The sequence below is a fragment of the Chryseolinea lacunae genome (assembly GCF_016735595.1).
In the GTDB taxonomy this organism is placed as follows: Bacteria; Bacteroidota; Bacteroidia; order Cytophagales; family Cyclobacteriaceae; genus Chryseolinea; species Chryseolinea lacunae.
Window position 1 is genome coordinate 1,442,172 of the sequence record NZ_JAERRB010000001.1, and the last position, 13,240, is coordinate 1,455,411.

14 protein-coding genes are annotated in these 13,240 nt (G+C 43.5%); 6 read left to right on the forward strand and 8 right to left on the reverse strand.

All coding sequences use genetic code 11. The features are described from left to right. Positions 1-301: 301 nt before the first annotated feature. The 6 genes from JI741_RS05815 to JI741_RS05840 form a co-directional block, all read right to left on the reverse strand. Entirely contained in the window at positions 302-1,309 is a 1,008-nt protein-coding gene (locus JI741_RS05815; RefSeq protein ID WP_202008048.1) for an ABC transporter permease, read from the reverse strand. A gap of 11 nt (positions 1,310-1,320) precedes the next feature. Further along, positions 1,321-2,274: an ABC transporter ATP-binding protein gene (locus JI741_RS05820; RefSeq protein ID WP_202008049.1), complete on the reverse strand. Its 954-nt coding sequence runs from the start codon at positions 2,272-2,274 to the stop codon at positions 1,321-1,323. A 5-nt stretch (positions 2,275-2,279) separates the two neighbouring features. After that, on the reverse strand, positions 2,280-3,134 hold the full coding sequence (locus JI741_RS05825) for a COG1470 family protein (protein WP_202008050.1): 855 nt from the start codon (positions 3,132-3,134) through the stop codon (positions 2,280-2,282). 445 nt (positions 3,135-3,579) lie between these two features. Next, positions 3,580-3,927, reverse strand: a complete 348-nt coding sequence (locus JI741_RS05830; protein ID WP_202008051.1) for a DUF3024 domain-containing protein — start codon at positions 3,925-3,927, stop codon at positions 3,580-3,582. A gap of 181 nt (positions 3,928-4,108) precedes the next feature. After that, complete coding sequence (locus JI741_RS05835) at positions 4,109-4,354, reverse strand: hypothetical protein (protein ID WP_202008052.1); 246 nt, start codon at positions 4,352-4,354, stop codon at positions 4,109-4,111. Between the two features lie 209 nt (positions 4,355-4,563). After that, positions 4,564-4,935 carry a winged helix-turn-helix transcriptional regulator gene (locus JI741_RS05840; protein ID WP_202008053.1) on the reverse strand — a complete coding sequence of 124 codons (372 nt, stop codon included), beginning with the start codon at positions 4,933-4,935 and terminating at the stop codon, positions 4,564-4,566. 144 nt (positions 4,936-5,079) lie between these two features. On the opposite strand from JI741_RS05840, the gene JI741_RS05845 reads away from it, so the two are divergent. Beyond that, on the forward strand, positions 5,080-5,865 hold the full coding sequence (locus tag JI741_RS05845; protein ID WP_202008054.1) for an SDR family oxidoreductase: 786 nt from the start codon (positions 5,080-5,082) through the stop codon (positions 5,863-5,865). Positions 5,866-5,902: 37 nt separating this feature from the next. Further along, positions 5,903-6,226, forward strand: coding sequence for a nuclear transport factor 2 family protein (locus JI741_RS05850; protein ID WP_202008055.1), 324 nt, complete (start codon positions 5,903-5,905; stop codon positions 6,224-6,226). 104 nt (positions 6,227-6,330) lie between these two features. On the opposite strand, the gene JI741_RS05855 is transcribed toward JI741_RS05850, so the two are convergent. Further along, entirely contained in the window at positions 6,331-7,968 is a 1,638-nt protein-coding gene (locus tag JI741_RS05855; RefSeq protein WP_202008056.1) for an ATP-binding protein, read from the reverse strand. A 550-nt stretch (positions 7,969-8,518) separates the two neighbouring features. On the opposite strand from JI741_RS05855, the gene JI741_RS05860 reads away from it, so the two are divergent. From JI741_RS05860 to JI741_RS05870, 3 genes are all read left to right on the forward strand, one after another. Beyond that, positions 8,519-10,387, forward strand: a complete 1,869-nt coding sequence (locus JI741_RS05860; protein ID WP_202008057.1) for a tetratricopeptide repeat-containing sensor histidine kinase — start codon at positions 8,519-8,521, stop codon at positions 10,385-10,387. A 708-nt stretch (positions 10,388-11,095) separates the two neighbouring features. Beyond that, positions 11,096-11,665: a hypothetical protein gene (locus JI741_RS05865; RefSeq protein ID WP_202008058.1), complete on the forward strand. Its 570-nt coding sequence runs from the start codon at positions 11,096-11,098 to the stop codon at positions 11,663-11,665. A gap of 113 nt (positions 11,666-11,778) precedes the next feature. After that, complete coding sequence (locus JI741_RS05870; RefSeq protein ID WP_202008059.1) at positions 11,779-12,033, forward strand: hypothetical protein; 255 nt, start codon at positions 11,779-11,781, stop codon at positions 12,031-12,033. 27 nt (positions 12,034-12,060) lie between these two features. On the opposite strand, the gene JI741_RS05875 is transcribed toward JI741_RS05870, so the two are convergent. Further along, positions 12,061-12,342, reverse strand: a complete 282-nt coding sequence (locus JI741_RS05875; RefSeq protein WP_202008060.1) for a hypothetical protein — start codon at positions 12,340-12,342, stop codon at positions 12,061-12,063. Between the two features lie 135 nt (positions 12,343-12,477). On the opposite strand from JI741_RS05875, the gene JI741_RS05880 reads away from it, so the two are divergent. Next, positions 12,478-12,909, forward strand: a complete 432-nt coding sequence (locus tag JI741_RS05880) for a helix-turn-helix domain-containing protein (RefSeq protein ID WP_202008061.1) — start codon at positions 12,478-12,480, stop codon at positions 12,907-12,909. The last annotated feature ends 331 nt before the right edge of the window (positions 12,910-13,240 follow it).

Sequence of the window (13,240 nt, forward strand, 5' to 3'; positions counted from 1 at the left end):
TAAACTCTATGATTCTCCAGCATTACGCAAACAGGCCACTTCAGAATTCGTCAAGAAATATGTTGACTCTGCTGAATCATTAAAGCAAACGGCAGTTTATGATTCGCATAGCATGTTCCGCCGCTAGTAAGTGACTTGTTGATGCAGGAAAAGGCAAGTCCGCCATGGCGTTAAACCATGTTTCGTTAGTAATTTCCAGCCGCTCTCTCAAGGCTTGCCGATAAAAAAACATTTGCACAATCAGACCCAGCATGCCGATTTGTGCAATTGTGTTGACGTGATTAATCGATTTCCTGCAAGATTAGCTCCTCACTTCTCTTCGCATAAACAGATAATATGAGAGGGCGAAGCAAGCGACCGTAGCGGCAATTAGACCACTAATCTGCGGCCAGACTATCATGACGCTTTCCTTGTATGATAAAGGTGAGGGTATAGCCCCAGCCATTTGTTCCATAGTGATCAGTCCCAGACTCCGAACGGATGGCATCAACAAAGTTGTAGTAGCATCCGCAAAAAGTTGGCTTGGAGCCAGCCGAAATAAACGGAACAAAAGCTCATTGTAGCTGAGAATATCGGTTTCAGAAAGTACTGGCGAAGCGGGAACTAGCGCTTTCACCACCATGCTAATTCCAATCTGATAAAACACAGTCAGAAATAACCAAATTCCAATAGCTGCTAGTGCCGATGTAGCAGCCTGTGCGAAAGCGATCGATAGTAGGATGGAAAGGCTTAGCCAAAACCCGATATACATAACACAGACGATTGCGAAGCTCAAAATCCGCAGTGCCTCTTCTGCCTCTATCAGCACCCCTGTAACAAACAGGCCCGTGCCAACCATGATGAGCGTAAGCACAAGGAAGAGCGCGCCCACCAGAACTAAGGAACCCGTAAATTTTGATAACAAAAGATTGTCTCGGTAAACGGGCTGCGCCAAGATTCGTATGAGCGTTCCATTTTGCTTTTCAGCATTTATAGCATCAAAACCAAGGCTGATACCCAATAATGGTCCTAAGAAACTTAAGAGCACGTGAAAGGCCGGTAAGTTGCCATCCGTTGTTGTCAACAATTTGAGGTATACAAACAAGTGATCGGGATCTTTAACGTCATTGACAGCGTCGCCTATATTACCAAAGGACACATAAATTGACCCAAAAAAAGTTAAAGCAACCAAACCCAGCAGCAAGACAAATCGCCAACTACGGATGTGACTGGCAATCTCCCTGCGGACCATTACCCAAAATGGATTTGACCGGGGCTCATCGGTATTTTCAGTTATGTTTCTCTTGAACGAGACTACAAAATTACTCATGCTGACCAGCTTTATAAATTTAGACTTTTTTCAAAATATTTTTGATAGATGTCATCAAGGGCATGTTCTTTCCGTTGTACGCCCACCACTTCATATCCCTTCAAAACAAAAAATTTCACGATCTCGGGTGTATTGTCGTGGCTGGATGTTACCGCGATTTGCTGGCCATCGACAGCTACCTGTTTTATTCCGTTCAATTGGAGAAACTCGGATTCATACTCCCACGGAAGAGCTAAACTGTTTCGAAGCAACACCGAGACCTCAAAGGCTTTCTCTTCAAAAAGATTTTTGGATAGCGTATCCATATTCCCTTCAACCAGGAGTTTGCCTTTGACGAAAATGCCCACACGATCACAAACTTGTTGTACGTGGTGCAGATGGTGAGAAGAAAGCAGAACGGTAAGCCCTTGCTGCCGACTCAATCGTCGAATAAGCCCAAGGAATTCTTTAACACCGCTTGGATCAATGCCCAACGTTGGCTCATCCAGAATCAAAACATCGGGCTGTTTGATGAGCACATCGGCTAGTCCGAGTCGTTGCTTCATGCCGCGTGAGTAAGTCGACGTTTTTTTGTCGATCTCATTCTCAAGGCCCACCATTCGCATCACGTTTCGGGCACGGTCCTTAATTTCCGAATCTGAAATTCCATTTAACTCACCGATATATATGAGGTTTTCAAGCGCCGTCATGCCATCATAAAAGCCGAGGCTATCGGGCATGTAGCCAATTTTTCGTTTTACAGGAATGGGGCTAGTAGTGGCATTGTAGCCACACACATGAGCCGTTCCGGAAGTAGGGTCTGTGAGTCCCAGCATCATTAAGATGGTCGTTGTCTTTCCGGCGCCATTGGGGCCAAGCAAGCCAAAGATTTCTCCCTTCTGAATGTTGAGATTCAAATCATCAACAGCCTTGACGGAGCCGTAACACTTTGTTAAACCCCTCAATTCTATGATAGGATTTTCCATCGGTCTTATCTTCTGCCGTATTTGCGAATAAGGTATACAACCAGAGCAATTGCCGATAAAATAACAAGAATTCCGATCCACCCCGATAACATGGATGTCTTTACCGTCATCCTGAAAACAGTTTGCGCGTTGCTGTTGGCATTTCTCACATTGAACGTTGTTACATAGTCACCCGCCAGGGTTTTATCCGGTACCGATAGTTTGGCTAGTACATCAACCGTTTTGCCAGGCAAGAGTTGCTCGACTTTAGCGGGCTCGAAAGTAGCGTCCCATTTCGGTGGAGTCTCTGCCGACAAGGAAATATCATTCAAAGGCAATGTGCCCGTATTGCTGACTACCAAGTGGATCTCCTTTTGTCGCCCTTCCGTAATATTATCACTTAACCGCCCTGTAGGGGTGTTCAATGCAAGGCCGTACGATCCCCTCACGACTGCCTCCAGCTCAAGTTTCAACGTATCACCACCGGCCGTTGCTGTCACTGGGATTTTATACTTTGAAGGCGCCGCACTATAGGAGGGAATTATTTCAATGGTGATCTCTTCGCCTTTGTTGCCATCCATATTGAGCGAAGTTATCTGGCTCCCCCGGGCGCGAAATACTACGTTCCATCCTTCCGGAACGCCAGCCTTCAATTCATAAACATATGCCTGAGATGTGCCATTCCGAAGGGTGGCGTTATACCGAAATGTTTCATGTACTGCTGCTTCAATGTTAACAAGTTTTGCCGTAAGGCTTGCCTCCTTCGTTGAGGCTTGGGCAATGAGTAGGAAAGGAGAAACGATAAAAACGACCAGAAATAAAAAAGACAGGAAACCCATTCCCGTCTTTGATTGTTGAACGAAACAATTAACAGAATACATAGTAAAAAAAATTTTATTAATTAATAGTGTAAATATTAGTTAATAGGCTCCACGGATAGAGACATTGGCTATATCTCTTTCCAATTTTTTCGCTAAAAAAAAATTAAGCGTGTAAAATGTCAAGTCTGGTTCACAAAAAAATTTTAATCTAAAGGATCCTTCCTGCAGAGATCGGGCGATGGCTATTCGCGCAAAATCATGTAATACTTGGTGCTTGCGCGTTGTTCATTTTACTTTACCAGCAAAGCAAGGGAGCGATTAAAACGAATGAATTAAACTTGTTTAATGGCGTCAAATTTGAAGGACTGGAAACCAAAGATCCGTCACTACGGATGCTTTTGTTCATCGTGCATTTTGGCCCGAGGCATTTTTGTTGACTGAGAATTCCGGAGGTAAGCAGAGCAGTATTGGATTTTCATTTAACCAACTGTTAACCAATTGTTCGCTATCCCCAAAAAAGGGCATGTCTATCCTCTTCAACTAATTTTACAAATTCTTTGAGCGTTTTAACTGTTGGCTTGGGATCGTAGGCATACCATTTCAAGTTGGACCGAAGCCAAAAAACCTTCCAATGATTTTTCGTTTTTACGAAAGTAGCTTTCGCTACCTCAGGGTAAATGATCTTAGCAGCATCATTCCAAACCGGCCTAATCTGATGGATAAATATACTTTGCTGCTCAATTTTATATCCAACGTCAAGCGATGGCCGAATGTGCTCTGGTGGTCGCTTTCTTTCCAGGAAGGCTTCCATTACTTCGATGATGTCTAATATCTGAAGATTATCTACTGCCATAAACTTAAATGACGCGTTCAAATAACTCCTTTTCGTTTTTCGCAGTTATTAGTTATTCCAGCTCCCGAATTGATGATTAGCCATGCGCACTTCCCTTGTTTCCGCATGTGGTGCAATAATTTCTGCTAACGGATAATCACAGTGCAGACAATCGGAGTCCATGGTGGATTTGAATTGATTCTCAACTGCTCACCTTTTCAGCATTACGGGACTTGATTTCCTCATTAATCGATTTCAACGAGATCCACAGGGGCAGCCACGTCATCGGCAGCACCATTACAGAAATGAATGATACGGGCTTGGCTTTGAGAAATAGCAGCACCAAACACGCCAGCACCCCCAGGACTACAAATGCAATGAGACAGCTTTTTAACATGATTCTTCGGCTGGTGAGCTCGTTCAGATTCAGTTCCGATAATTTTTTCATGGCTAAGAAATATTCTGACAAAGGTGAATGTAAAAAACGTTTTTAGAGGCTACACGCTAGTGTGTAAACGTCTTGCTAAGATAGCGCAGAATGAATAGTAAGTCAACCTGTCCACGAAAAAACGAGGCAGGTAAAGCATCAGAAGTTGTCCCTGTTTCTTCTCCACGATGCGATAGCGCGAGGATATTTCGCCATGTTTCTTCCAGCACTTATGCTTCACCATCCAGCACTGGCTTAGCCAAAATTAGCGAGCGCAACCGCGCCTCATTGCGATCGCCCCATTCGCCAATCGCACCTATTACCGGTATCAAACTTTCACCAAATTCAGTAAGGCTATATTCAACTTTGGGTGGAACAACAGGGTAAACAACTTTAGAAATCAACGCGTGATCTTCCAGTTCCTTCAATTGAACATTTAATACCCTTCGTGAAGCATCTGGAATTTGGCGCTGCAATTCGCTCGGGCGCTTGTGACCTTGTTTAATAAACCACAACAGGCGCATTTTCCATTTGCCATACAGCACTTCGCCAACCAGGTCTAGTCCGCAATTCAAATTCAATGGAATTTTTCTGTTTTTCATAGATCAAAAATAACCTAATGCCTGCAAAGTTGCATAGGGGATAAAATTATCCCTATGCAATTAAAATATCCCTACTTGTGCTAACTGATCATACACGCCACTTTTGCCCATATAATCTCGAATAAATTAAAAACGACTAAAAAAATGGAAAATCATTTTAGCAATGAGTTAGCTGGCCAAATCGCCTTGGTAACGGGTGGAACAAAGGGCCTGGGAAAAGCAATTGCAAATCGCTTGGAGAAAGCAGGCGCAAAAGTTATTATCATAGCCCGAGGCAAACCTGAAGAGCATGGCAACATGCACTTCATTTCTGCAGACTTAAGCACTGCAACGGGTACAGACAAAGTGATTAAAGAGGTTCAGTCAAAATTCGGTCACGTAGACATTTTGATAAACAACATGGGTGGCTCAGATACACCAGCAGGTGGTTTTGCAGCCATCACAGACGAAAATTGGGAGAAAACTATTCAAACAAACTTAATTGCGTCAGTCCGGCTAGACAGAGGTTTCCTACCTCAAATGTTAGCACGCAAAACCGGCGTCATCATTCACGTTGCGTCAATTCAAGGCAGGTTGCCGCTGCACGAATCTACCTTGCCTTATGCGGCTGCAAAAGCAGGCTTGATCAATTATAGCAAAGGCCTCTCCAAGGAAGTTTCTCCAAAAGGTGTCCGGGTATTAACCGTTTCACCAGGTTGGATAGCCACCACCACCAATACCGGATTCCTCGAGCGAATTGCAGAAAATGCTAAAATCACCATCGAAGAAGCTACTCAGAGTGTTATGAACGCGCTGGGAGGCATTCCGTTTGGCCGGCCGGCATACCCCGCAGAGATCGCAGAGTTCATCGGTTTTCTGGTTTCTCCAAAAGCTAACTACCTCACCGGAACAGAGTATGTGGTCGACGGTGGCACCATTGCAACCATTTAATCATTATCAATAAATAACAACTAAACAAAAAAACAACATGAAATTACCAAACGTAGTACAAGAATTGATCAAAGCGCAAAACAACTTTGACAGCGAGGCGTATGCCAATCTTTTTTCTGAAACGGGTGTAGCGTATGATGAAGGTAAAACGCATACCGGAAGAAAGGAAGTTCAACAGTGGATTGCCGAAGCTAATGAAAAATACAAATCTGTAATGCAACCTGTTGACTATACACAAACGGATAACAAGGGCATTTTATCAGCCAACGTATCAGGCACATTTCCGGGCAGTCCCGCACTACTGAAATTTTATTTTGAAATCAACGAGGGGCTTATCCAATCATTGAAAATATCCGGATAACTTGCTTCACACCATCAAAGGTAGTTTATCAAACGGGAATGACGAGTTTGATCCTCGTCATTCTGCTCACTACCCTTCAAACCAAGACACGCGAGGTGAGCGAATTAATCTTTTAATAAAATTTTAAAAGTTGTTCCGCGATCTACTTCGCTTTCCACTTCAATTTTACCTCCCAAAGCTACAACCTGAGTCATCACAAGATATAACCCCATCCCTTTGCCTTCCACGTGATTATGGAAGCGACCATATAGCGTAAATAGTTTTTCTTTATATAAAGACAAATCCATTCCCAAACCATTATCGCTCACAGTCAGACAAACGTAAGAATCAACGAGATCTGATCTGACCTGAATTAAGGGACTTCTGCCCGGATGCCGATATTTAATGGCGTTACTGATCAGGTTAATGAGGATGCTATCCAGGTAAGATTTGATTGTGCGAATTCCGGGAGCTCTTGAAAAGTCATAATCAAGGATGGCTCCCGTTTCAATCATTTCCTTTTCCAAATCCATTTTAATTAATTCCAATTCCTCCCCGAAGTCTATTTCGGAGAGTATAGAGATGTTATCTTTTCTTAAAACCAAAATGTCATTCAGATCTTTCACAACGGTATCTAATTCAGTAGTTGTGGAAATTAATTTGTCTATGATCATCTTCTCTTCTTCAGAATTCGCATACCTCAAAATGCCACCCAAACCTAAAATACGTGCAACCGGTGCCCTCAGATTGTGAGCGGAAATAAAAGTAAATTGTTCAAGCTGCTGATTATACTCCAAAAGGTGTTTGGTCCGCTCTTCAACTTGTTGTTCGAGAATATCATTTTTGTGCTCAATCTCTTTATTCTTTGACTCGATAATTCTCTTGGCTTCGCTCAGCATTTCATTTTGCGTTGCCAGCTGATCGCGCTGAGATGTGATCTCTTCCTGCTGGGCAGTCAGTTCCTCGTTTTGAGTGGCAACCTCATTGTTCCGATGTTGTAGTTCCTGGTTTTGTAGATAGATTTCTTCCGTTCTCACCCGAACCATTTCTTCAAGTGTAGCATTTTGATCTGCCAGTAGCTGAGCTTTTTCCAGAGCCAACGTTTTCAGGTCTTCCGCGATAGCGAACTTTCGTAGCGTATGCCTCGCCATAATCAGCAATGCAGGCACACAGATCAAAAAGAGAACGATTTGAACCACGTAGTTTTTGTTAATGGCCGCATTATATTTTGCGGTGGCGGTCTCGTTAATTTGATCTTCAAACGCATAAACCTTTCGTGCAAACACTTCGTATTGCAACCATAAATCATATCCTCTGTCCTGATCGCCCAACCGGAGGAACTCATCTTTTTTATTGTTGTCATACAACGCTTTCAGATGCGTGCAAAATGATGCATAAGCATTTAGTGAATCACTCAGCTGATGAAATTCCTGCAGCGGATAGTTTTGTTCCGCCAGAATTTTCTCAACCACAGCTATGACAGAGTCTTTGTCTTTCAATGCAACGTTATACGGATACAGGTACTTCTCTTTACCGAACAAAGCATATCCCCGCAATCCCAGATCCAAATTGTGAATGATTACGATAGCAAATTGTGAAACATTAACTTTCACCTGCTCGGCCTGCTTCTGAAGAAAACGGTTGGTTTGAATGGTTCTGTTATTATCTCTTGTAATCACCACATCGATAATGATCAAGAGAACAACCAGGAAAACAACGCCAGTCAGGAACTTACCGCGTAGCTTAAGGCCACTAAAATTCATAGGGGTGGGGGGGTGGGCTTTGGGAACTGCTTTAAGTTACGCTATTTCAATTTAAAAGGGAAAATAATTAGACAACAGGCAGCATTTGCTAACCCTGTATAACCACACCCGTAAGCTCCCCTGAGTAGCTACACTCGGGATTGTTACCTTAAAGCAGGTGCCAAGTTGGATTAGCGAGAACCGATTGACTGGTCGCATCTTATCAATGAGACGTTTTGGGAGAACAACTAAGGACCAATCTATACTTGTGCGACGTCTCCCGGATAATTTTCCTGCAGCATGAAATTTGTTTCCGGGATGATTAGGTCAGGAAGAAAATGTAACGGGGTTCAACTGTTTGCCTGACAAACCTGGTGGGCTACTCTTCAACGAGACTGTTTTTCCAAAACGGAAACTGAATCCTGATGCATTTCACTTTACATGGGCCCAACTGACATGATATTTTAAAGACGCCATTGGCACATATACTACTAAAAGTGCCTATTTTGGGAAATTCTTGCATTGAATCAATCATAGGAGCATCAATGCAACAACGAATTATCAACTCATTATGAAAACAAGATCGTGCCTGTATATGGTGGTGTTGCTGCATCTTTGTTTTAACGGGGCAGCACAACCCGCACATGAAAAAAGCATCGCCGACACGGCAACCATCAATGCCATCTCTAAAAAAGGTCAGGCCCTTGTCTATGAAAATCCGGATTCTGCACTCCACTATTTTGGGGAAGCGATCCGCCTGTCAAACGGGCAGCAGTTTGAAAAAGAGAACGCCAGCAATACTCTCTGGGCGGGAGTCGCCTACTACGTGAAGGGAGACTATGACCAGGCACTACCACTATTCACAATGCCGCTTAGAACTTTTGAAAAGAATGGAGATCACTTCGGGCTATCATCATGCTACAATTACATCGGCTTGATCTATCAAACACAGCATCGCTATGACAAGGCCATTGAATATCACAAGAAGGGCGTAGCACATGCAAAATTAATTAACAATAAAGACAGGCAGTGCATCAACAACTTCAACATCGGGCTTGCCTTTGATGAAAGCGGACAATACGACAGCGCGCTGATCTATGTGAAACTGGCCTATGCGCAAAGTGGTGAAATCGGTTTCCAAAGAGTGCTGCTAATGAGTATGAACAGAATTGGAATGATTCTTCATCACTTAAAAAATGACAAAGAAGCAGAACTATACTTCAACAGAGCCCTGGCATACAAGCCCTACAAAAATGACTGGGAAGAATCCCTGGCACTGGTGGGACTGGCCAAGATTCGAGACGGACAAGGGAAATATGAAGAGGGTATCGCGATGGCCCTGAAAGGACTTTCGCTGGCAAAGAAGATGCATGCCAAGTGGGACATCATTCATGCAACCGAAATCCTGTCGAACCTATATGCTCACAAAAAGTCTTACAAGGAAGCCTTTGAAATGTCTCAACTGATGAAGGCGTATAAGGACAGCGTCTTTAATGAAGAAAAAGAAAAGCAGATAAACTACATACACCTGAGCGAAAACGAGCTGGCGCAGGCACAGCTAGAGAAAAAAAACGCCATTCAGTCGGCCGAGCTCAAACAATCAAGGCTGCAATTCACCATGACATTCATTGTTGCCACGTCTTTTCTAATTATTATGCTGGTGCTCTATTCGCGTCACCGACAGAAATTGAAACTTAACACTCAATTGATGCTCACCAATAAAAAGATAGAGCAACAAAACCGCGAACTGAACGAGGCAAACCAAACCAAGGCCAAACTCTTTTCTATCATCAGCCACGACATGCGTGCGCCCTTTGCAAGTCTGCACGGCGTTTTGGAACTATTGAGCAGTGCCGAAATAGACGATCAGCAACGGCAGGAATTATTTGTCCAGCTGGCGGAAGCCTTCAAAACCGTCTCCGGCACATTAGACAATTTGCTACAATGGTCTCAGACTCAAATGGACGGATTGGTTAGTAACCCGAAGATTCACATCGTCGATGAACTGATCGACAAGACATTGCTATTCTGGAAATCTGCTATCGAAAAAAAGGCGCTTGACGTTCGTTTTACAAGACGAAGCCACAAGGCCTATTCAGACATGTATCAATTGAAAATTGTTATCCGAAACATCCTTGGAAATGCAATAAAATTCACACCAGCATCGGGCGCCATTTACATCGACACCTATGAGGGGGATGGAGAAACTATTATTGCCATACGAGACACAGGGATAGGAATTCCGCCCCAGCTGAAAGAAAACCTCTTTAAGTTTCGAAAGGAAAATCAACGCCTTGGCACCAGCGAGGAAAAAGGGACAGGCCTTGGCCTCATGATTTGCGTTCAACTAATCGAAAAAAACGGAGGCAGCATCGATGTTGAAAGCGAAGACCGGAAAGGCTCTACCTTCACTATCAAAGTCCCGCAAACAAAACTCTAGGCATTTGTTGAGTTTTAATGCTTCCACCGAGTTTATTACAGTTAATGGGGACTGAATAAACAGTATTTACAACCTCATTATATTCGATTACCTACGCCAATCACAGCGGCTTCATTTTACTTTCTAGTCAGTCTCGTACACCGAAATTCCAGAAGGAAGAGTAATACGATTACTTATGGTTACCCGATGCCCTTGCAGGTAAGATTTTTTTTTACTGCGGACGTTTGTCCGGGGAGCACGCAATCTTACGCGCCCGCACTGCAGAGCTTGCAGTGTTTTTTTTGAATGGAATGACAAGATAGGCAGGCGAAAAACGGTCGTTGAATGACGCTCCGTCTAACGACGGTCTAACGACGATCTAACGACAGTCATACGACGCGGAAAAACTCACTTTTCAAATTCATGTTTTCTTATAGAATCTACCTTTTTAGAAAAGGAAGATATCAGGCTTGTTACGTCAACGCCAGTCTGTAGCCGACGAAATATCGTTGGCCCGACGAAATATCGTCGGCTTGATATACCCCCATCGTTGGGGGTTGTACGACAGAATTTACAAAAAACGAAGATTGAAGTTTGGCATCGATTTGGTAAGGGCGGTTGCTATGCATGCACGTTTGGGCAACAAGCGCGAGAATGTTAACAATGTTTGCCCGAACCAGATCTGAAAAATGTGTAGTAGTTATTTTAAAAATTTAAAACGTTACGAAAATGAGTAAGTCAGAAGGAAACCCCATCGTTGATGGGTTTAGAGGAAAGCTGGGAAAGTTTCTGGTTTTCAAAAAGGTTAATGGAAACACCATTGCCACCATTGCACCAACAGGTGATAGAGGCGAAGGCACGGAAAAGCAACAGGCGGCACGCAGCCGCTTTAGCCAAGCCGCAGTTTTTGTGAAGTCGCATTTGAAGAACCCTGCAAACAAGGCCCTCTATCAGGCGGCAGCCAAGCGCAAGGGCTTTGTTAATGCACGCACCTTGGCCATGGCCGATTTTTTTGGTTCACCAAAGATCACCGCGATTGACGTGACGGCCTATGCCGGAACCGTTGGAAGCAAAATCTTTATCGAGGCCGACGACGAACTTGAGGTGAAGACTGTGATGGTGGAAATTCTGAATGCCGACGGCAGCAGCGTGGAGAAAGGTAGCGCTGTGTTGCAACCCGAGTCGGGCGTGTGGGAGTATGTGGCAACCGTGGAAAACGCCGACCGCATTGGCGACAAGGTGGTGGTGGTGGCAACGGACAGGCCCGGCAACACCACCACGAAAGAGCTGGTGTTGTAAAAAGCGCCTGACACGTTGTGAGAAAGCATGGAGGGCCGGCGCGACGGCTCTCCTACTTTCTAAATTTTCAAAGTACAGAACAATTTTATCCAATCTTTAAATCCTACAGAATTATGCAACCCGAAATTTTGAAGGCCACCGTGTTTTATAACGACGGCCAGATGCACCTTAAGCAACTGAAAGCGCCTTATGATGCCCGAATGTCTGTTGAAATGTATATCGCCTGTTTTGAAGAACTGATTTACAAGAAAACGAACGCATTTGTGGTTATCGTGATTGATATGAACCGTACGCTTCACGACAACAATGGAAACTATCTGCTGACGGACGACGGTGAAATTTGTTTTCAGGAAATTTATATCGTTTGACTCTGGCAACTCGTAAATCCTTGATTTTCACCCAGAAATTTTCGAACCGCAGCCAGCAGGTGGAAGCTTGGCTTGCATAGCGCGATCAATGGTCTTCAGAAAATCAGTGAGCAGGTGCACATGGTGCGCCATCTCCGAAAAGTTAATGCTCAGTGCATTATGTTCGCGCATAATGTAGATGTGATAGAGCTCAAGAATGGTTTCGCGAATTTCGTCGGCCGAGGCGGTGTCAAGAAGACGAACAAGCTTGTCAAGCACCTCGTCAGTCAAAAAAGCGGGAAGTTGCCCCGTGGATTTGATTTCAGTCATGATTTTGGGATTTTGTGTCCCACCAAGGACGGCCCGCATACTGAAACTGGCCACAGTGCAATAGGATATTTTATCCTCCTTTTTCAAGATAATTTATACTCGCAAAAGCTTGCCGTTATTTATATATTTGTTGATATGAAAGAGAAAGATTTCTTAAAAAAAGAGACAAAGCCACATCAAGGCAGAAATGTGAAACGCTTCCGCGACATGTGGGACATGAAGCAGGAAACACTAGCATCAATGCTGGGTGCCGACTGGAATCAAAAAAAAGTATCGCACCTGGAAGCAATGGAAGAAATCGACGCCGACTTGCTGGAGCCCTTGGCTAAGGCGCTAAAAGTAACGCCAGAGGCCATTAAACAATTTGATGAGGAGAAGATTTTTGCCATCATATCAAATACATTTAACGATAATTCTGGAGTCATCAATAACATATACTCCTCGTTCAAATCGAATGAAGAGCTATTAGGCACAATTAAAAAACTCTACGAACAATTGCTAAGCGAAAAGGACGAGCGAATTGCTTTGTTGCAAAAACGGTTAAATCTACTAGAATCCCATCAATAGGAAATAATTTGCTCAAATCAAGCAAGGCAGTAGTGAATTGATGGGGACAGTAACGGTTATTAGTAACAGTAAATGTAAAAGTTGTGGATTTCTATCTAGGAGTTACTGACACCGAATGGTTCAATTATCTAAAAGGAATAAACCCCGAAGATGTCAACTTCTGGCAGCCTGGGGGAAAAACAATTTTTAAAGTGTAGTAGTTCCGACTTAATCTGACAGTTGGGTTAACTTAGAAGTGCAAACTATCTAAAGTCAAACCCTTTAAACTGTCAGAAAAATGAGAACAGAATCTAAGTTAATCAAAACGAAATTAGGTCTTATAAATCTGGCT

Excerpts from the sequence above, each read along its gene's own strand:
- JI741_RS05830 (WP_202008051.1), bottom strand. The coding sequence starts at position 3,927 with ATGGCAGTAGATAATCTTCAGATATTAGACATCATCGAAGTAATGGAA.
- JI741_RS05855 (WP_202008056.1), bottom strand. The coding sequence starts at position 7,968 with ATGAATTTTAGTGGCCTTAAGCTACGCGGTAAGTTCCTGACTGGCGTT.
- JI741_RS05820 (WP_202008049.1), bottom strand. The coding sequence starts at position 2,274 with ATGGAAAATCCTATCATAGAATTGAGGGGTTTAACAAAGTGTTACGGC.
- JI741_RS05880 (WP_202008061.1), top strand. The coding sequence starts at position 12,478 with ATGAAAGAGAAAGATTTCTTAAAAAAAGAGACAAAGCCACATCAAGGC.
- JI741_RS05840 (WP_202008053.1), bottom strand. The coding sequence starts at position 4,935 with ATGAAAAACAGAAAAATTCCATTGAATTTGAATTGCGGACTAGACCTG.
- JI741_RS05835 (WP_202008052.1), bottom strand. The coding sequence starts at position 4,354 with ATGAAAAAATTATCGGAACTGAATCTGAACGAGCTCACCAGCCGAAGA.
- JI741_RS05815 (WP_202008048.1), bottom strand. The coding sequence starts at position 1,309 with ATGAGTAATTTTGTAGTCTCGTTCAAGAGAAACATAACTGAAAATACC.
- JI741_RS05845 (WP_202008054.1), top strand. The coding sequence starts at position 5,080 with ATGGAAAATCATTTTAGCAATGAGTTAGCTGGCCAAATCGCCTTGGTA.
- JI741_RS05875 (WP_202008060.1), bottom strand. The coding sequence starts at position 12,342 with ATGACTGAAATCAAATCCACGGGGCAACTTCCCGCTTTTTTGACTGAC.
- JI741_RS05850 (WP_202008055.1), top strand. The coding sequence starts at position 5,903 with ATGAAATTACCAAACGTAGTACAAGAATTGATCAAAGCGCAAAACAAC.
- JI741_RS05860 (WP_202008057.1), top strand. The coding sequence starts at position 8,519 with ATGAAAACAAGATCGTGCCTGTATATGGTGGTGTTGCTGCATCTTTGT.
- JI741_RS05865 (WP_202008058.1), top strand. The coding sequence starts at position 11,096 with ATGAGTAAGTCAGAAGGAAACCCCATCGTTGATGGGTTTAGAGGAAAG.
- JI741_RS05825 (WP_202008050.1), bottom strand. The coding sequence starts at position 3,134 with ATGTATTCTGTTAATTGTTTCGTTCAACAATCAAAGACGGGAATGGGT.
- JI741_RS05870 (WP_202008059.1), top strand. The coding sequence starts at position 11,779 with ATGCAACCCGAAATTTTGAAGGCCACCGTGTTTTATAACGACGGCCAG.